The following is a 17,625-nucleotide window of genomic DNA, read 5'->3' on the forward strand; positions in this document are numbered from 1 at the left end:
GACGCGGCCGACGCTTCTCCCCAGCAACACACCACCCATCCCGAACGGAGCTCAGCAATGACCGGCAACACCATTAGCACCAAAGACGGCACGCAGATCTACTACAAGGACTGGGGCGAAGGCCCCGTGGTCACCTTCTCGCATGGCTGGCCGCTCAATGCGGACGCGTGGGACGGGCAGATGCACTTTCTCGCACGCAACGGCTTCCGGGTCATCGCGCATGACCGCCGCGGTCATGGCCGCTCGACCCAGTCGTCATCGAACAACGACATGAACGGCTATGCCGATGACCTCGCAACGCTCTTCGATGCGCTCGACCTGAAGAGCGTCGCCATGGTCGGCCATTCGACCGGTGGCGGCGAGGTCGCGCGCTACATCAGCCGACATGGCACAAAGCGCGTGGCCAAGGCCGTGCTCATCGGGGCCGTACCACCGATCATGGTCAAGTCCGCAACGAATCCGGAGGGCTTGCCCATCGAGGTGTTCGACGGTATCCGCGCCGGAATCGCAGGGGACCGCTCGCAGTTCTACAAGGATTTTGCGAAGGCGTTCTACGGCGCCAACCGCCCGGGCGCGAAGGTGTCGCAGGGCATCCTGGACGCGTTCTGGCTCTGGAGCATGCAATGCGGCCAGAAGAACGCCTACGAATGCATCAAGGCGTTCTCCGAGACCGACTTCACGGCCGATCTGAAGAAGTTCGACATCCCGACGCTGGTGATGCACGGCGAAGACGATCAGATCGTGCCGATCCACGACTCCGCGAAGAAGTCCGCGCGCCTCATCAAGGGGGCAAAGGAAATCTACTACCCCGGCGCACCCCATGGCCTCACGGCCACGATGCAGGACCGGGTGAACGCGGACCTGCTCGCCTTCCTGCGAGGTTGAGCCCGGCCAACGACTTGTCACCACGTCACTGACACGCCATGCTGAACCTGCTGCTGCAAACCACGATCGAGGGCGATCCGGATGACTGGAACATCGACCGCTTCAGTCGCCTGCGCTCATTCCTGTCCGGTCTGCAGGACAACGATGGGCAAGCTGCGTTCCGCGTGGTGGCTCGCAATCGAACGCGGCGCGGCGTTCCGGATCCCGTGCTGTCGAATCTGCATGACTCGGAGGTTGATCAACTCTGGCTCTTCGCCGTGGATGTCGGTGATGGCCTGACCACCGAGGATTGCATGGGCATCAGTCGCTTTCGGCGACGGGGCGGCGGTCTGATGGTCACTCGGGACCACATGGATCTGGGATGCTCGATCTGCGACCTCGACGGCGTCGGGGCTGCACATCATTTCCACAGCAGCAATCTGGAACCCGACAAAGACCGCCATCGTCCTGACAACCCCTCTGCGGCCCGCATCTCTTGGCCCAACTACCACTCCGGCGCCAACGGCGATTTCCAGCGAGTGCAGTCGGTCGGCAGCATTCATCCGGTGATGCGCGACAGACATTCCCCGACCGGCGTCATCCAGTACCTGCCGGCGCATCCGCACGAAGGCGCAGTGAGTGCGCCGTCGGATGACGCGAGCGCCCGCGTGGTCATGGACGCAGCGAGCACCGCATCCGGTCGGCGCTTCAACATCGCGGTGGCGTTCGAACGCACCGGCGGGGGCGGCGGGCGGGCCATTGCCCAGTCGACTTTTCACCACTTCGCAGACTACAACTGGGATCCTTCGGCGGGCTGTCCGTCGTTCGTGAGCGAGCCGCCCGGCGACGCAATGAGCAGATTCCCCGAGGCGCTTCGCTCCACCCAACAGTACGTTCGCAACCTCGCTTTCTGGCTGAATGCCTGAAACGCGCAGACCTTGGTCGAGAACAACATGCACAACCAGATCCAGATCAGCACCGTCGACGGCACCTTGTCGGCCTACGTCGCGCGTCCAGTCGTGACCCCTGCGCCGGCCGTCGTCGTCATCCATGAAGTATTTGGCGTCAACGCCGACTTGCGCCAGTCCTGCGATGAGCTTGCAGCGCAGGGTTACCTGGCGATCTGCCCCGATCTCTTCTGGCGGACGGAGCCGGGCCTTGACCTGTCCGATCGGACCGAGGCCGAGCGTGCGAAGGCTCTGGCGCTGTACACCGCGTTCGACCTCGACGCAGGCGTGAGAGACATCGCCGCAACGATCGAAGCGGCGCGCGCGATGCCGGACGCCACCGGCAAGGTGGGCCTGGTGGGCTACTGCCTCGGAGGCCTCATGACCTATCTGACGACCGCGCGTGTCGGGGCGGACGTGGCGGTCGCGTACTACCCGGGCAACACCCACCTGCATCTCGAGGAGGCAGCCGGCATCGAAAGTCCGCTGATCCTGCATCTCGCGGGAGAGGACGAGTACATCCCGAAGGAGGCTCAGCAGCAAATCGTTGCGGCGCTGGTGAACCATCCGCAGGTGGAGGTCCATCGCTATCCGGGGTGCCACCACGCATTTGCACGTCACCGCGGCATCAGCTACGACGCCGAAGCAGCAGCCCTGGCCAACGGCAGGACCGCCGCATTTCTGGCGCGGCACCTGAGGAAGGCCTGAGCTCCTGTCAACGTGATGCCGCACGGCGCTGAAAGAAGGACCATGAACCACCCATCGCCCACGATCTCCGTTCGCATCTGTCACGACGAACCGTTGCTAGCCGCGGGTCTGCTGGCGCTGATTGCGTCAGCCTCCGGCGTCGAGGCAGGTGTCCTTCATGACCACGGCGATGGCACCCCGGACGTCATCGTGGCGGATGCCGTGAATGCGCTCGCGCTTCTCGAGGCAGGCGCGGAAACAACCCGTGGATCTCGAGTCATCGTCATCGCTCGGCAGGCGCGGCAAGGCGAAATGCTGCAGGTACTGGAAAGCGGAGCGCGTGGGTGTCTTTTGCAGAGTTCGGACGCGCACGAGTTGATTGATGCGATCCGGCACGTGGCGCGCGGTGGCAGTCGCTATCTGTGTCGCGCCGCGTCCGCGTTGCTCGCCAGTGGTCCGCCGCCCGCGAAGCTCACGGCGCGGGAACGCGAGGTGCTTCGCCTCGTGGTGCAAGGCGACGGCAACAAGGGCATCGCGCGCCAACTCGAGATCTCGACGCACACCGTGAAGGCGCATGTAGCGACGCTGTGCACCAAGTTTCAGGCCATGTCGCGCACTCAGGTGGCGATCGAGGCGACCGGACGCGGTCTGGTGCATCCATTCTGATCGACTGCCACCGACGAGGGGCCGTACGCGCGCGTTGGCGCGCGCACGCGTCGCTACTTCACCGGGATGAAGAACTCGGCGCCCTTGTCCTTGATCAGCGTAACGATGAACTTGGCCGGTTGCGTCTTGCTCGCATTGCGTCCGATAGTGTGGACGTCATTGAGCCCTTCGTAGAAGGTCTGGCCCTTGGTGAGCGTGACTTCCTTGCCGCCTTTGACGCCCATCACGATGGAGCCTTCGAGGACGTAGACGAACGCGTGTGCATCGTGCCGGTGCACCGGATCCACTGCGCCCGGCGGATAGTCCACGCTGATCATCAGGACCTCCTTGCCCGGGATATTGGGAAGGTCCTGCGTCAGCAGAGGTGTGACGACGGCTTCCGGTGCTGCGCCGGCTTGTTGCGCAATCAGCAGGCCGCATGCGAGAAGCAGGTGCTTGCCGGTGTGCCAGATGGACATGGACATCATTTCTCCTTGAGGGGCCCTGTCTTGCAGGGCGGGGTTGCAGAAGGTCGAACGCCGCTCACTCGATGGGCGCGTCGGACGGCGGCTGGCGCATGCCGACGGCCATCCGGTTCCACGCGTTGATCAGAGCGATCGTCCAGCTCAGCTCGACGATTTCCTGTTCGCTGAACAGTTCCTTGAGCTGGTTGAACGCGCCGTCCTGGTCGCCGTGCTGATCGGCGAGGCGGGTCATGGTCTCGGCCCAGTTCAGCGCCGCGCGTTCTCGATCGGAATAGAAGGCGGCTTCGCGCCACGTCGAAAGGCTGTTGATGCGCTGCCAGGTCTCTCCGTGCTTGCGCAGGTCGCGTGCGTGCATGTCGAGGCAGAACGCGCAGCCATTGATCTGGGAGACCCGCGTCTGCACGAGCTCGGAGAGGGCTGGCCCCAGGGTGGACTTGGCGATCGATGCATTGACGCTGGCCATGGCCTGGTAGGACTTCGGTGCGATCTGGGTCCAGGGGAGTCGGGCTTGGTTCATGAGAGTTCCTTGTGGTGGGAGTTGAGGTTGAAAGGGGGTGATCGGGTTCACATACCTAAGACGTTGGAGTCCCTCGTGTTGTGACAACCTTCGAAAGCTTGAGCGGCATCGCCGGAGGGGACATGGGCACTCAGCGCTTCTCGACTGTGCGGTCGAGCCAATCCGCCAGGCGAGTCTTGCCAAGACGAGTACTCTTTCCGGGTGTAAAGGCCTGATCGTCCAGCGCAGCGCCAAAGTAGGGCGCATCGGGATCGACGACCACCTTGCGGGCGTCCTGGTTCGCGCGCAGGAACTGACCGACGAACTCGTCGAGACCCATGGCCACGGGGCCTGCGATCTCGATGATCCTGTTGACGGCCGCTTGTGCGGCGACTTCTGCGAGCGCTTCCGCAACGTCGTCGGCGGCCATGGGCTGCACCCGTGCCGGAGGCAGCCGAACTGCATCGCCTTCAGTGGCCGCGTCGGCGATGCTTCCCGCAAACTCGAAGAACTGCGTGGCGCGCACGATGGTGTAAGCGACGAGCGCGGCCTTGATCTTCTTCTCCTGGGCAAGCTTGGCGCGCAGGTAACCGATTTCATGAAGGCGCTCCGCGCCCACAACCGACAGCGTCACGTGGTGGCGCACGCCGGCCGCCTGCCCTGCGGCCAGTACGTTGCGCGTCGAGGTCTCGAAGAAGTGCATGACCTCTGCATCCGAGATCGAGGACGGATCGGCGACGTCCACCAGGACCATCGCACCCGCGAGGGCGTCGGCCAGGTCTTCTCGTGCCAGAGTGTCGACGCCTGTGGAGGGCGAAGCGGCGATGACGTGGTGGCCGCGTTGATGAAGCTTGTGGACCAGCTTCATTCCAATGAGCCCGCTTCCGCCGATGACTGCGATCTTCACAGGGCATCCTTTCGTTCGATGGTCCATGGCAACTCTGGAGGTCGCCGTTGGGTGAAGCTTAGGAACTCAGGGCGCGGAGGACAGCGGCTGTTGGGCCGACAAAGCCCTGCCCCTTTGAGGGGGGCGATCCAACGCGGCGCGTTGTCACAAACCGGCGCTCTCATCCGTCTAGCGAGTGGCGATGGACTGCGGAGTCGTCCATCCGTCTCTTGCCCTTTCTTCATCGACCTTCGGGAGTCCAGACGCAATGACCCAGCGCATTCACTATGTTCAACAGTCGCCAGAGCTCTTCGAGAGATTCCTGGCATTCCATGCAGCCGCCAAGGAAGGTTCGATCGATCGGACATTGCGATGCTTGGTCTCGATCAGAGCCTCGCAGCTCAATGGGTGCCTGTTCTGCCTAGACATGCACGTGAAACAGGCGAGGCTCGACGGCGAGCGGGAATTGCGCCTGCATCACATCGCGGTTTGGCGCGAGTCGCCCCTGTTCGTTGCGCGCGAGCGTGCCGCACTCGGATGGACCGAGGCCCTGACCAAGCTGTCCGAGCAGGGCGTGCCTGATGCGATCTACGCGTCGACCCGCGCTCACTTTTCGGAAAAGGAACTCTCGGACCTGAGCTTCCTGGTTGTCGCGATCAACGCCTGGAATCGCATCAACGTCGCCTTCAGGACCGTGGCGGGTTCCTCGGACGTGGCTTTCGGACTGGACCAAGCACAGCTCGCCTAGTTGCCACGGCGACACGAAGTTGTTGTAGTATTTGGATACAGGTTCCCGGCAGGCCCCTTCCACCCGTCTTCGTAAAGCTGTTGATCAGCGCTGCCTTTGCATCCACTTCGTATGCATGTCATGTCCTGGTTCGAGGGACGGTCGACGGGTGACGTCTCGCAGTGAACCGAAGGAACTGCATGTCCAACGATGATCTTCGCCCGACGACGCTGGTCGGCATCAAGCGTCTCGCCAAGGCGATCAAATCCGCCCAGGGCATCCCGCATCACCAGGCCCTAGACGAAGCGGCCCGACGAGCGAACCTCCAGAACTTCCGCCATGCAAGCGGCCTCCTGCGGTCCGTTCGTCCAGCGGCTCTTGCGCTGTCAGGCGCTTGTTGACGCCCTAGCGCCGGCTCGGCACTGAGGTGCCGGCCGAAGACTCGCTGCTATCCCTTTGCCATCCGTGCCCGCCTCGACCGAGGCATGCGCCGCGCGCGCCCGTTTTGCGATGCATTCCCGCGAATCCTGTCCCTTTCCAGCACTGCATTGGAGTTGCTTGATGTTTTCCTCACCTCGAACGAAGCGTCTGCTGAGATGGCTGCGAGTCTGCCTCGTCGCGCCTGCCTGCCTGAGTCTCTTTGCCTGCGGAGGGTCCGGCGGAGGCGGCGGCGCGATGCCCGGAACCGGAACGGGCACTGCACCGGCCGCGCCGGTGGAAGCCCTGGGCCCGGACAACCTCGACGGGTACAAGCCGCTCGCCTGGGCAGATCCGCAGCCGGTCACCCAGTACACGTTGTCCGATGGCACGCTGGTCACCCGTGTCGGTGGGCGAACACGCGATCGTCATGCCCGTGAAGTGGGCAACGGCACGCCGAGCGATGACCCGTATCTGACATTCGCGCCTCATTACTTCGAGCGCCGGACGCACGAACTCACCATCTACGAGAACGCGTCGCCGACGGACCCGGCCAACCGCATCCTGACGATCGTGATGCGGCCGCAATGGTGGATGTACGGGACCAATTTCAGGCACAGCTACATCGGCCGCCGCGACGGGGATCCCTATGGTCCGGCCGCGGTTGCACTCTACGGTGACAACGGCGGGATGAGGCGGCTCCCTGAGGGATCCTTGCGTGCGGGGCAAGAACTGAAGACACCCGTCGCGAACTACGAATCGCTGCCGGAAGATCCGAACGACAACTACGACACCGACTTGAGCGTTCCGCCCAAGGACGGGGAGTTCGTGCTGGTCAAGCAGATCACGCGGTCCGCGGCGCTGAACCGCCCACTGCGCCAGGGCGACCTGCTGGAATTCGAGCTCGGCATTTTTCTCGCCGGGAAGCAGGGTGATGCCCTGGGCCGCTTCAACTACTACGCCGAGGCCATGGTGTACCAGGTGGGCAAGACCGGGGTGCAACCGTGGTACCGCGGCCCTTGCTGCGGCAATCCGCTGATCCCCTGGGATTCGCGCGTGCTGCCGACCGAGGCGATGGCTGGCGGCGCGATGATGACCTCGCAGGAAGACACGTCCAACCAACCCGACATGCTCTTTCTGCAGGCGGGCACCAACATCGCCGGCATCAACATCCAGCCTTTCGTCGAAGGGCGTCGACTGTTCCACACATCATTCCTGACCGGCACGCACGCCGAGGCAGGCAATCCGACGCTCTTCAACTCGCAGGCCGGCAAGGCCGGTCCCCGATTCCAGCAGGCCGCATGCATTGCCTGTCATACCAGCAACGGCAAGAGCTCGCCAGGCATCGGTCTACCCCTCAATACCATGGTCGTGCTGACCGGCGACAGCGACGGCGCTGGCAATCTGATCACCGATGGACGGTTCGGGGGGCGGTTGGCACAAGGCCAAGTGGCGGAAGGCGGCAAGACCTACGACGGCCGCCAGGCGGTACTGAAGATCGATCGCTACGAAGAGGTGGGTGGGCAGTTTGCCGATCGCACGCCGTACACGCTGCAGAAGCCGCACTACACCCTGACCGACACGTCCGGCAAGCCACTGGAACTGCCGCCGCGCATGTCGGTGCGAACGGCGCCGCATCTTGCCGGGATGGGCCTGCTCGAGGCCGTGTCCGAATCGACGCTGGAGGCGCTGGCCACGGCGAGCAAGGGGGATCCGGATGGCGCGGTCGGCAAGCTGCAGATTGTCACCGACCTTGCGGATCCGAGCGTCAAGCGCGTCGGGCGCTTCGGTTGGCGGGGCACCAGTGCGTCCGTGATGGATCAGACGGCGGTCGCGCTCAACGCGGACATGGGAGTGACCACGCGCATGCTCCCCACGCACATCTGCGGAAAAGCGTCGTCCGGCTCCGATTGCCGAACTCAGGACGGCAAGGGTCCCGAGTTGAGCGACGCGGACCTCGAGCTGCTGGTGCGCTACACAAGCCTCCTCGCGGTGCCTGCCGCACGCCACTTCGAAGGGGAGCAACCGTTGGGAATTCACGCTGAAAAGATCCTGGCGCAGTCGCCGGCTGAAACCGCAGCGCAGGTGCAGGCCGAGAATGCGATGCAAGTGAGCGTGGCACGCGGCCGCGAGCTTTTTGTCGAGGCGCGGTGCACGGCCTGCCACGTGGCGACGCTGCAGACCGGTGGCGCACACAGGTTTGCCGAGCTCAGAAGGCAGACCATTCGCCCCTACACCGATCTGTTGCTTCACGACATGGGCGAGGAACTGGCCGACACCTATCCGCAGGGCCGCGCTTCTCCGCAGGAATGGCGGACCGCGCCGTTGTGGGGTCTGGGGCTGCTCGAACGCATCGACGCCAAGGTTCGCTATCTGCACGACGGTCGTGCACGCACGGTCGAGGAAGCCATCCTTTGGCACGGGGGTCAAGGAAAGGCCAGTCGCGAGCGTTTCAAGACGATGAACGCAGATGACCGTCGCAAGGTGATCGACTTCATCAAGTCGCTGTGAGGAAAGAGAACGCGTGAAGACTCCTCGCAACTTCGATAGCCCGCGGCGCAGGCAGCTTCTCGGTCTCGGACTCTCGTCCGCCGCGGCAGTCGGTGCGCTAGGCGCCTGCGGTGGTGGAGGCGGCAATGCCGGCGGCCTCTCCGCCGGTGCCAGCGGCGCCCCACCGCCAAGCGGCGTGCGACCCAGTGGCGAGGATTCCAATCCAGGTGCCGGTGCGCCTGTTCCCGACCCGATGCCGGGCGGACCCGTACCCGTCACCAAGAGCACCAAACGTGGCGTCGCCTACGACTTCGCCGACGCCGCCGACCTCGCGGCGCTGTCGCCTGGTGTGAGCTGGTGGTACGGCTGGGGCCTGCGGCCCAGTAGCAAGGTTCCCGCTGACTTCCGCTCGCGCTATGGCATGGACTTTCATCCAATGCTGTGGAATGGCGACTTCGAGGCAGCCGAAGTCGAATCCTTCCTGCTGAGTCACCCGGACATCCGGCACCTGCTGCTGCTCAACGAACCGAATCTCACCGATCAGGCCAACCTCACGCCGGCGCAAGCGGCACAAGTCTGGCCGCGCTTCGAAGCGCTCGCGAAGCGCACGGGGGTGAAGCTGGTCGGCCCGGCCATCACGTGGGGCACGATGCCGGGCTTTGCCGATCCTGTGGTGTGGCTCGACGCGTTCTTCGGCGCGTACCGGGCGTCCAACAACAACCGCGATCCGAACATCGACTACCTGGCGTTTCACTGGTATGACTATGGACTCGCCGCGCAACTCGACGGTCTGGGGAAATACGGCAAACCGTTCTGGATCACCGAGTTCGCGAACTGGCATGGCCAGGCCGACGGCGCGCAGATCGACACTGTCGCAAAGCACAAGGCACAGATGAGCGAGATGGTCGCCACCTGCGAGGCGCGCACCGACGTGTTTCGCTACGCCTGGTTCACCGGCCGCTGGAACATGGATCTCCACCATACGAGCCTGCTGGGCGCGCCCGGCGAGTTGACTGACCTTGGCAAGCACTACATCTCGCTGCCGTTCAAAACCTGACACGACTCGACGGGCCGGAGTTGTTCGTGGTTGCGCTGTTGGTGTGAGAATCGTCACTGCCCAATCGAAGATGGAGTGAAAAGATGCTGCGCCTCTATGACAGTCGCCTGTCCGGCAACTCGTGGAAGGTCCGTATCCTGCTGAGCCAACTGGGACTTCCGTACGAGCGCATCACGCTCGATCTCGCGAAGGGCGAGGCGCAGGAGCCCGCGTTTCGCGCGATCAGCCGCTTCGCCCGCGTCCCTGTGCTGCAGCTCGAGAACAGCCGCACGATCGTGGAGTCCGGGGCGATCCTGCTCTACCTCGCGCACGGCACGCCCTTGCTACCGGACGATCCTCATGAGCGCGCGGAGGTGCTGAGCTGGCTGTTCTTCGAACAGGCCGATCTGCAAAAGGCGATCGCCATTCCGCGCGTCCTGCATCTGCGCGGCCTTGCGGGCGATATGCAGCAGGAGATCCAGCGATTTCATGCGGAGGGCTATCCGGCGCTCGAGAAGCTGGAGCAGTGGCTGCGCGGTCGGGCTTGGCTGGTCGGCGAGCGCTACACCGTCGCGGACACGGCGGTGTTCGCTTATGTCTCGCTGGCTTCGCAAGGCGGTTACGACATGGAGCGCTTTGCCTCCATTCATGAGTGGATCGAACGAGTCAAGAGCCAGCGAGCATGGGTGGAACTGGTGCCAGACGCCCGCTAGATGATCAACGCGGAGTCAGCGAGGCCACGTTGCCGGATGGCGCCGCCGCGCTGCAGCGCGCTGGCAAAGTCTTCCACGAGACGGAGGTGGGCTGGGGTCGACACTGCAAAGCGCTTGCGCTTGTCCGCCACCTGAGCCTTGCTCGGCGTCTTCCGCTTCCTCGTTCGATCCAAGGATGCAGTACACGATGCCTTGAAGGCGAGGGCGCATGCCGCGACAGATTTCGGCGCCGCCGCCCGTGATGAGAACGACCTGTGCACTGCTGCTTCGTAGAGGGATTCCTGTCTGACAGTTGGAGTGCCTGATCCGTCAATGCGCACGACAACACGGCCTGAATGACCCCGGGGCGCGAGTGCGCCTCACACGAATTGACGGATCAGAAGGGCGCTCCGTGACAGGAACTCGATGCGAAGCGATCGCCGTGATTGGTGCTCGCGTGGCAACACGGTGCGCCGTTGCGCGGGCCTTCCGGCCGCCCAGAGGGCTGCCTAGGATCACTCCAACGTTGAAAGCACCTCGATCCATCGAAGCTGCGTTTCGATGAACGCGGGACATTGCATCGAAGACACGGAACACCAATGAAGAACTATCACGCGCTCGACGCGCACGCCGGATGAACATGCGTTGCGCCACCAGAGACAGGGTGCTGGCCGTCGTGTCGCACGAGCTCAGGCAACCTCTGAACGTCATCCAGATGAACGCGAAGCTCTTGACGCGGTTGCCGGCATCGACGGCACCGACACACCTGCGGCGCATCGCCGATGCGATACAGCGTGCCATCGAGAGCCAGGCGCGCATCATCAACGACCTCCTCGACGTTTCCCGGGTACGTACGGGCAAGCTGACGCTTCATCGCGCCGAGGTGAACTTCGGCAAGCTGGTGATGGATCTTGTGGCCGCGCTGAGCGCGAACTGGTCGCCGGGACGCGTCACCACGGAAGTGCGGGCTTCCAGTCCATTGGTCTGCTACGCAGACGCGCTCAGGCTCGAGCAGATCGTGGGGAACTTGCTGGACAACGCCGTGAAGTTCTCACCTGCAGGTGGGCGCATCCTCGTGCGCTTGCTCTCGGAAGGCGGCTTTGCCAGGATTTCCGTGGTCGATTGCGGCCGCGGTATTGCTCCCGATTTCCTGCCGGATGTCTTTGGACTGTTCAGCCAGGCTGGAGCCTCCGTCGGCGAAGGGCTGCACGGCGGTCTCGGCGTGGGGCTTGCGCTGGTCCACGGACTGGCCGCCGCACATGGCGGGTTCGTGAAGGCCACTTCCGCGGGAATCAACCAAGGTGCGGAGTTCAGCGTCTGGCTGCCTCTGCACCCATCTGCAACGCCAGCGGATACCTCTTCCGCCCACGCAGATCATTCATCGATCGCATCCCCATGAAAATCACACTCGATCCTTTTCTTGACGCGTCCCGCCCGCACGCCTTCGTGTCGACGACGCTGAAGACATGGTATGACGCAACCCCCGCGGTCCGCCGCCTCTGGGCGATCCGGCCTGACGGGCGTTCGGATGCCAACGACCTGCGCGTCATCGTGATGCTGGAACCTTCGCTCGACGGTGACGAGACGAGTCCCATCTGGATGGCCCACGGTGCTGCCTGGGCGACCGAACTGCGGGAGCGATTGGCCGGTGTGGTTCAGTTGGAGCGGATCGACGGACCGCTACCTGACGAGTTCGAGATCGATGGAGACGGCGTGCTGTTGTCCACCTTGTCTTGGCGGGATTCCACGTCGCCGAGGAATTGACCTCATGGCTCGAGCCACCGCCATCATCGGACGGGACCCCTACCGCACGGAGATTCAAGTGGGTAGCGGACAGCATCATGCCGACGCGTCCCTTTGACTTCCACAACCGCGAGGGCCGGCGCCTGTCCGGCAGCCTCGAAATGCCTGAGGGCGTTCGGCGCGGCTGGGCTCTTTTTGCGCACTGCTTCACTTGCGGAAAGAAAAACCTGGCCGCCGTACGCATCGCACGAACGCTCGCAAGTGCGGGGATCGGTGTGCTGCGCTTCGACTTCACGGGGCTGGGAGAAAGCGAGGGCAACTTCGCTGACTCGAGCTTCAGCATGAATGTGGGAGATCTGGTGTCGGCTGCCCACGCCATGCAGGCGGCAGGAATGCCGCCAGACATTCTGATAGGACACAGCCTGGGCGGTGCGGCCATCCTGGCGGCCACGGGCGACATTGCTAGCGCACGGGCGGTTGCCACCATCGCGGCGCCATTCGACGTTGCGCATCTCCTGCACCTGCTCGACCCCGAGGGCTTGGCACGGCTCGAGATCCAGGCGCAATCGCTGGTGCAGGTTGCCGGACGCCCCCTGTCTGTGGGAAAGACGTTCGTCGATGGCTTGCGTGGGCACGATCAGGGCGTTCGGATCGCGGCCTTGCGACGACCGCTTTTGCTGTTGCACGCACCGCGCGACCAGACAGTCGACATCGAGAACGCCACGCATATCTTCCTTGCCGCTCGGCATCCCAAGAGTTTCGTTTCGCTGGACGAGGCTGACCATTTGCTTTCGAGCCGCAACGACGCGGAGCACGCGGCCAATCTGATCGCGGCGTGGGCCTCGCGCTACCTGCCCGAGCCTTCGCCCGAGCCGGCTCACGCGGACGCCGTGGCGGAGGAGACGAGGCTCGGGAAATTCCAACTCGCGCTCCGCGCCGGAGGCGCGCGGTGGTTGGCCGACGAGCCTGAGCCGGCTGGCGGGTTGGGGTCGGGCCCGACGCCGTACGACCTGTTGTCGTCGGCTCTGGCTGCCTGCACCACGATGACCTTGCGTCACCATGCTGATAGCGAGGGCTGGGCAGTGACGCGCATCCGTACGGCGGTAAATCACCGTAAGGACAAACAGCACTCTCCCGCTGATGTCTTCAGTTGCCAGATCTCCATCGAGGGCTCCCTGGATGACATGCAGCGCGGGCAGCTGCTGGAGGTGGCGCAACGATGCCCCGTGCACCGGACGCTCGCGCTGGGTGCGTGGTTTGAAAGCGCAACGCTGGAGCCGTCGACGTGAGCCCGAAGTCACATCGTTGTGCATGCGCGCCCGTTGGCGCACTGCATTGGAAAGCCTCATCTCATTCCAAAGGAGAGTTCCGTCATGACCCAACTTGCAGCCTTGTTTGTCAAGGGAGCTGCGCCGCAGGCCTGCCATGCGATCGTGCCGCTCTACGCCACCACCGTGGGCGTTTCAACCCGTCATGCGCGGTCTGCGGGCAGGGCGGTTTCCGACGACGGCAATCTCGACCTGGCCCTTCGGCTCCCCGAAGAGTTGGGGGGCAACGGTGGAGGAGCGAATCCGGAGCAACTCCTGGCGGCAGGCTTCGCCGCCTGCTTCCATGGCGCAATGACCCTGGTGGCCGCCGCCAAGGAGATGCACTTGCCCCGGGACATCGACATTGCCTCGACGGTCTCGTTCGAACGGGCGCCCTCAGACGGCCTGTTCAGGATCACGGCCGAGCTCACAGTCAGCCTGCCACATATGGACGTGGCGCACGCCGCCGCGCTCGTGGCGGAGACGGAAAAAGCCTGCCCGTACGCGAAGATGGCGCAAGAGGGAATGCGCTGCACCGTCAGCTTGGTATGAACCGTCGCTACTGAGCGCAAATGACATTGGTGCCTCCTAGGCAACATCGTGAACCTGCCCTGGGGTTTGGCCTGCGAAGTCCCTTGTTGTTCTGGTGAGGAGCCGAGGCGTCAATGCGGTTGTGCCAGTGAAGTGATCGATTTCCTGCCCTCCGACCGTCGCCATGAAGACGACGGGTATCAGATCGCCCTTGAACCGTAGCTCAACAGAGAATCCGAATGGCCGATCATGTCGCCCCTTCCGTTGTCGACGCGAGAGAACAGTTCGACTACGACATCGTCATCGTAGGCGGCGGGCCGGCGGGCATGGCCGCGGCCATCAGGACCAAGCAAATCATGCCCGAGGCATCGGTCGTCGTGCTCGACAAGGGGAGCGAGGCCGGGGCCCACATTCTCTCGGGCGCAGTGATGGATCCCAGGGCGATCGATGATTTATTGCCCGATTGGAAGCAACTAGGCGCGCCCTTGATTCAGCCTGTGACGGCTGACGAGTTCCTTTTTCTCGGTGCAAAGCGTTCGATGCGGACGCCGAGCTTCCTGGTACCCAGGTGCTTTCGCAATCACGGCAACTACGTCATCAGCCTCGGCAATGTCGTGAAGTGGCTGGGGCAGCATGCCGAAGGCCTGGGAGTGGATGTGTTCGCGGGCTTCGCCGCGACAGAGGTGCTCTATGACAGAGCGGGCCGCGTCAAGGGCGTGGCCACTGGCGACGTGGGGGTCGGGCGTGATGGTGAAAGGACGGACGCGTTCCAGCCGGGCGTTGAACTTCGCGGCAAGTACACCATTTTCGCCGAAGGTGCACGGGGACAGCTTGGCCGCCAGTTGATCGAGCGCTTCGACCTGGCCGAGGGGCGTGACCCGGCCAGCTACGCTATTGGGCTGAAGGAGACCTGGGAGGTCGCACCAGCGCAAGCCAAGCCGGGTCTCGTCGTTCACACAGCGGGGTGGCCGATGGATGGCGGCACATTCGGCGGCGGCTTTGTCTACCATCTCGATGGCAACAGGGTATCGCTGGGCTTCGTCATCGGGCTGGACTACCAGAATCCATGGCTCAGCCCTTTCGAGGAGTTCCAGCGATGGAAGACGCATCCTGCCGTCCGCGCGCACATCGAAGGCGGCAGACGCCTCGGATACAGCGCGCGTGCCATCAACAATGGCTTCCCGCAAAGCCTGCCGAAGACCGTGTTCCCGGGTGGTGCACTGGTGGGCTGCGAAGCTGGTTATCTGAATGCGGCACGCATCAAGGGAAGTCATGCGGCGATCAAGACTGGCATGCTGGCAGCCGAGGCCGCGTGTGCCGCGCTGCGCGAAGGGCGTTCGAGCGACGAGCTGACTGCCTATCCAGAGGCGTTTGAGCGAAGCTGGCTTCATGCCGAGTTGCACGAGTTTCGGAACTTCAAGCTCTGGTTCAAGAAGGGCGCCGTCGTCGGCACGGTAATGACGGGCGTCGAGCAGTTGCTCATGCCAAAGCTCGGCATCCGTACGCCGCCGTGGACTCTGCACGGCAAGCAACCGGATCATTCGAGCCTGCTCCAAGCTCGCCAGTGCGACCCAATCGCATATCCCAAGCCAGACGGAAAACTCACGTTCGATCGGCTGAGTTCTGTCTACCTGAGCAATACCCACCATGCCGAGGACCAACCGGTGCACCTAACCTTGCGCGACGCGACGGTGCCGGTGTCTGTCAACCTGCGCACCTACGCCGGACCTGAGAGCCGCTACTGCCCCGCGGGGGTGTACGAATTTCTGAGGAATGACAAGGGAGAGGACCGGCTTCAGATCAATGCGCAGGACTGCATTCATTGCAAGACCTGCGACATCAAGGACCCGACCCAGAATATCGTGTGGGTCGCACCGCAGGGCGGTGACGGTCCAGGCTATGACTCGATGTAGGCCTGGCGAGCAAGCAGATTGATGCTGCACGGTCAACATGGCGGTACCCGTCGCAGGTCTACCGCTTCTCGAGGGTGATTTCTAGGATTGGCGCCGTAATCGCGATGTTCGCGAAACGGTGCCTCAGTCGTTCTGAGGCCTAGGGCTTAGCCCTTTGAGGTATCACCATGACGCAGCGCATGCAATCCCCGACCCCTTCGTCCGATTCGGTCCATATTCCAAGTGCCGATTCCACGCCGCGAGATGCCATGGAAGCGGTCTGGCGCTGGGGCTACCTGGCGATCTGCCTGATTGCCATCGCTGCCGCGGGTGTGATCGCGAAAGGAGGCGCGGCCCATGTGGAACTGGAACTCGCCACGGCAGCCATCACGGCAAGACCTGTCTTCCAGGACATCTGCAGCGCAAGCGGAGATCAACGTCATACCCCGCCGGACTCGGCGTGCGCGAAGGCGCCGGAAAGCCAAGCAGCGGCGTCAGCCCTGTGCTGACACTGCGAACCGGTCTCGTGAGAGCGAAGGCAATGTGTGGGTGCCGATCGCTCGAAATGAAGTTCGCATCCCTCTGTTTGAAGAACTCAACTGAACCCGCATTCAAAGGAACTTGAACATGAAGAAGATCTCGCGCCTGGCGCTGGCAATCGCAGCCGTCGGCATCATGACCTTGCATCTCGCAACGCCTGTCGGCGCGGCGACGCCCGTCGCGCCGCAGGCAAGACCAACCATCGTGCTGGTCCACGGCGCTTTCGCCGATTCGTCGAGTTGGAACAATGTGGCGCGAAGCCTTCGCGCCCGGAGCTTTCCCGTTATTGCGGTTGCGAACCCGCTTCGGGGAGTCAAGTCCGATGCGGCGTACGTCGCCGCGCTCGTCGCGTCAGTCAAAGGGCCGGTCGTGCTGGTCGGCCACTCCTACGGTGGTTCGGTCATCTCTGCCGCCGCAGATGGAAAAGCCAACGTGAAGGCCTTGGTCTTCGTCGCGGCATTCGCCCCCGATGTGGGGGAGTCAGCGGTCGATCTTTCGGGCAAGTTTCCAGGGAGCACGCTCGGTCCGACGCTTGCGCCGCCCGTTTCGTTGCCCGACGGAGCCAAGGACCTCTACATCCTCCAGGACAAGTTCTCCAGTCAGTTCGCTGCCGACGTGCCGCCGGCGGCCGGCTACCTGATGGCCGTCGCGCAACGGCCCATCACCGAGAGTGCCTTGGTCGAGGTGGCTCCTGCGGCGGCATGGAAGACGATTCCATCGTGGTTCATCTACGGCGATCGTGACAAGAACATTCCACCTGCTGCGCTGGCATTCATGGCCGAACGAGCGAAGTCGAAGAAAACGGTGGTTGTGAACGGAGCGTCGCATGTGGTCATGATTTCCAAGCCCAACGCGGTGAGTCGCCTCATCGTCGCGGCGGCCGAGGCCGTTGAGGCGGACGCGGTGCAGCCTTGAGCGGATCCCGACGTAGGCGCTGCCCGCGAGGCGCATTGGTGCGCGGCAGGAAACACCGCGATCCCCGCCGGCCGCCTACCGTTCCGACGCGGCAAAGCCTAGGCTCACAGGGTCAGGGTCGTCGCTCCCGATGCCGCGCAACACAGCGTCTCGATGACGACTGCGAACCATCGATCCAGGAGGACCATTCATGAAAACATCTGAACGAGCGCGCCGGCTCCAAGGCGCCGCAGGCAGCATTGCGATCGTCATGACGATCGCGGTCAGTTCTGTGCTTGCTGCCTCGGAGGCGTTGCAGGAGACGCCTGGAAGTGCGATACGTGCA

Annotated in this window: 18 protein-coding genes; 15 read left to right on the forward strand and 3 right to left on the reverse strand. The window is 63.6% G+C overall.

The genetic code is table 11. The features are described from left to right. The first annotated feature begins 57 nt into the window (after positions 1-57). From QTI24_RS20710 to QTI24_RS20725, 4 genes are read left to right on the forward strand one after another with little or no spacing between them, the layout of a single operon-like run. Positions 58-885, forward strand: coding sequence for an alpha/beta fold hydrolase (locus QTI24_RS20710; protein ID WP_286603244.1), 828 nt, complete (start codon positions 58-60; stop codon positions 883-885). A 38-nt stretch (positions 886-923) separates the two neighbouring features. Further along, positions 924-1,790: a hypothetical protein gene (locus tag QTI24_RS20715; protein ID WP_286603029.1), complete on the forward strand. Its 867-nt coding sequence runs from the start codon at positions 924-926 to the stop codon at positions 1,788-1,790. A 27-nt stretch (positions 1,791-1,817) separates the two neighbouring features. Next, positions 1,818-2,519 (forward strand): dienelactone hydrolase family protein, encoded by a 702-nt coding sequence (locus tag QTI24_RS20720; RefSeq protein ID WP_286603030.1) that lies wholly within the window; start codon positions 1,818-1,820, stop codon positions 2,517-2,519. Positions 2,520-2,561: 42 nt separating this feature from the next. Beyond that, positions 2,562-3,164: a LuxR C-terminal-related transcriptional regulator gene (locus QTI24_RS20725; RefSeq protein ID WP_286603032.1), complete on the forward strand. Its 603-nt coding sequence runs from the start codon at positions 2,562-2,564 to the stop codon at positions 3,162-3,164. A 53-nt stretch (positions 3,165-3,217) separates the two neighbouring features. Here the strand turns inward: QTI24_RS20725 and QTI24_RS20730 are convergent, their stop codons facing one another. From QTI24_RS20730 to QTI24_RS20740, 3 genes are all read right to left on the reverse strand, one after another. Further along, positions 3,218-3,622 carry a cupin domain-containing protein gene (locus tag QTI24_RS20730; protein ID WP_286603033.1) on the reverse strand — a complete coding sequence of 135 codons (405 nt, stop codon included), beginning with the start codon at positions 3,620-3,622 and terminating at the stop codon, positions 3,218-3,220. A 64-nt stretch (positions 3,623-3,686) separates the two neighbouring features. Next, positions 3,687-4,145 (reverse strand): carboxymuconolactone decarboxylase family protein, encoded by a 459-nt coding sequence (locus tag QTI24_RS20735; RefSeq protein WP_286603034.1) that lies wholly within the window; start codon positions 4,143-4,145, stop codon positions 3,687-3,689. 130 nt (positions 4,146-4,275) lie between these two features. Further along, positions 4,276-5,031, reverse strand: a complete 756-nt coding sequence (locus QTI24_RS20740; RefSeq protein ID WP_286603035.1) for an SDR family oxidoreductase — start codon at positions 5,029-5,031, stop codon at positions 4,276-4,278. Between the two features lie 247 nt (positions 5,032-5,278). Here QTI24_RS20740 and QTI24_RS20745 point away from each other — a divergent pair, with 247 nt between their 5' ends. The 11 genes from QTI24_RS20745 (at position 5,279) to QTI24_RS20795 (ending at position 17,300) form a co-directional block, all read left to right on the forward strand. After that, the gene (locus QTI24_RS20745; RefSeq protein ID WP_286603036.1) at positions 5,279-5,758 is read left to right on the forward strand and encodes a carboxymuconolactone decarboxylase family protein; all 480 of its coding nucleotides are present in this window, start codon (positions 5,279-5,281) and stop codon (positions 5,756-5,758) included. A 654-nt stretch (positions 5,759-6,412) separates the two neighbouring features. Next, entirely contained in the window at positions 6,413-8,665 is a 2,253-nt protein-coding gene (locus tag QTI24_RS20750) for a di-heme oxidoredictase family protein (protein ID WP_286603037.1), read from the forward strand. 13 nt (positions 8,666-8,678) lie between these two features. Beyond that, the gene (locus QTI24_RS20755; protein ID WP_286603038.1) at positions 8,679-9,701 is read left to right on the forward strand and encodes a glycosyl hydrolase; all 1,023 of its coding nucleotides are present in this window, start codon (positions 8,679-8,681) and stop codon (positions 9,699-9,701) included. A gap of 83 nt (positions 9,702-9,784) precedes the next feature. Beyond that, on the forward strand, positions 9,785-10,393 hold the full coding sequence (locus tag QTI24_RS20760; protein ID WP_286603039.1) for a glutathione S-transferase family protein: 609 nt from the start codon (positions 9,785-9,787) through the stop codon (positions 10,391-10,393). A gap of 619 nt (positions 10,394-11,012) precedes the next feature. Continuing rightward, on the forward strand, positions 11,013-11,771 hold the full coding sequence (locus tag QTI24_RS20765; RefSeq protein WP_286603040.1) for a sensor histidine kinase: 759 nt from the start codon (positions 11,013-11,015) through the stop codon (positions 11,769-11,771). Next, the gene (locus QTI24_RS20770; RefSeq protein ID WP_286603041.1) at positions 11,768-12,136 is read left to right on the forward strand and encodes a hypothetical protein; all 369 of its coding nucleotides are present in this window, start codon (positions 11,768-11,770) and stop codon (positions 12,134-12,136) included. Before QTI24_RS20765 ends, QTI24_RS20770 begins: the two co-directional genes overlap by 4 nt. 77 nt (positions 12,137-12,213) lie before the next feature. Further along, a complete protein-coding gene (locus QTI24_RS20775) occupies positions 12,214-13,404 on the forward strand; it encodes a bifunctional alpha/beta hydrolase/OsmC family protein (protein WP_286603043.1) in 1,191 nt (396 codons plus the stop codon). Between the two features lie 84 nt (positions 13,405-13,488). Further along, on the forward strand, positions 13,489-13,974 hold the full coding sequence (locus QTI24_RS20780) for an Ohr family peroxiredoxin (RefSeq protein ID WP_286603044.1): 486 nt from the start codon (positions 13,489-13,491) through the stop codon (positions 13,972-13,974). A 218-nt stretch (positions 13,975-14,192) separates the two neighbouring features. Beyond that, on the forward strand, positions 14,193-15,866 hold the full coding sequence (locus QTI24_RS20785) for an electron transfer flavoprotein-ubiquinone oxidoreductase (RefSeq protein ID WP_286603045.1): 1,674 nt from the start codon (positions 14,193-14,195) through the stop codon (positions 15,864-15,866). A 167-nt stretch (positions 15,867-16,033) separates the two neighbouring features. Then, complete coding sequence (locus QTI24_RS20790; RefSeq protein ID WP_286603046.1) at positions 16,034-16,354, forward strand: hypothetical protein; 321 nt, start codon at positions 16,034-16,036, stop codon at positions 16,352-16,354. 166 nt (positions 16,355-16,520) lie between these two features. Continuing rightward, positions 16,521-17,300 (forward strand): alpha/beta fold hydrolase, encoded by a 780-nt coding sequence (locus QTI24_RS20795; protein WP_286603245.1) that lies wholly within the window; start codon positions 16,521-16,523, stop codon positions 17,298-17,300. Positions 17,301-17,625: the final 325 nt, after the last annotated feature.

The organism is Variovorax sp. J22P240, from assembly GCF_030316855.1.
Lineage (GTDB): Bacteria > Pseudomonadota > Gammaproteobacteria > Burkholderiales > Burkholderiaceae_C > Variovorax.

Excerpts from the sequence above, each read along its gene's own strand:
- QTI24_RS20790 (WP_286603046.1), top strand. The coding sequence starts at position 16,034 with ATGACGCAGCGCATGCAATCCCCGACCCCTTCGTCCGATTCGGTCCAT.
- QTI24_RS20775 (WP_286603043.1), top strand. The coding sequence starts at position 12,214 with ATGCCGACGCGTCCCTTTGACTTCCACAACCGCGAGGGCCGGCGCCTG.
- QTI24_RS20770 (WP_286603041.1), top strand. The coding sequence starts at position 11,768 with ATGAAAATCACACTCGATCCTTTTCTTGACGCGTCCCGCCCGCACGCC.
- QTI24_RS20765 (WP_286603040.1), top strand. The coding sequence starts at position 11,013 with ATGCGTTGCGCCACCAGAGACAGGGTGCTGGCCGTCGTGTCGCACGAG.
- QTI24_RS20780 (WP_286603044.1), top strand. The coding sequence starts at position 13,489 with ATGACCCAACTTGCAGCCTTGTTTGTCAAGGGAGCTGCGCCGCAGGCC.
- QTI24_RS20710 (WP_286603244.1), top strand. The coding sequence starts at position 58 with ATGACCGGCAACACCATTAGCACCAAAGACGGCACGCAGATCTACTAC.
- QTI24_RS20785 (WP_286603045.1), top strand. The coding sequence starts at position 14,193 with ATGGCCGATCATGTCGCCCCTTCCGTTGTCGACGCGAGAGAACAGTTC.
- QTI24_RS20730 (WP_286603033.1), bottom strand. The coding sequence starts at position 3,622 with ATGTCCATCTGGCACACCGGCAAGCACCTGCTTCTCGCATGCGGCCTG.
- QTI24_RS20750 (WP_286603037.1), top strand. The coding sequence starts at position 6,413 with ATGCCCGGAACCGGAACGGGCACTGCACCGGCCGCGCCGGTGGAAGCC.
- QTI24_RS20725 (WP_286603032.1), top strand. The coding sequence starts at position 2,562 with ATGAACCACCCATCGCCCACGATCTCCGTTCGCATCTGTCACGACGAA.
- QTI24_RS20720 (WP_286603030.1), top strand. The coding sequence starts at position 1,818 with ATGCACAACCAGATCCAGATCAGCACCGTCGACGGCACCTTGTCGGCC.
- QTI24_RS20795 (WP_286603245.1), top strand. The coding sequence starts at position 16,521 with ATGACCTTGCATCTCGCAACGCCTGTCGGCGCGGCGACGCCCGTCGCG.
- QTI24_RS20760 (WP_286603039.1), top strand. The coding sequence starts at position 9,785 with ATGCTGCGCCTCTATGACAGTCGCCTGTCCGGCAACTCGTGGAAGGTC.
- QTI24_RS20715 (WP_286603029.1), top strand. The coding sequence starts at position 924 with ATGCTGAACCTGCTGCTGCAAACCACGATCGAGGGCGATCCGGATGAC.
- QTI24_RS20735 (WP_286603034.1), bottom strand. The coding sequence starts at position 4,145 with ATGAACCAAGCCCGACTCCCCTGGACCCAGATCGCACCGAAGTCCTAC.
- QTI24_RS20745 (WP_286603036.1), top strand. The coding sequence starts at position 5,279 with ATGACCCAGCGCATTCACTATGTTCAACAGTCGCCAGAGCTCTTCGAG.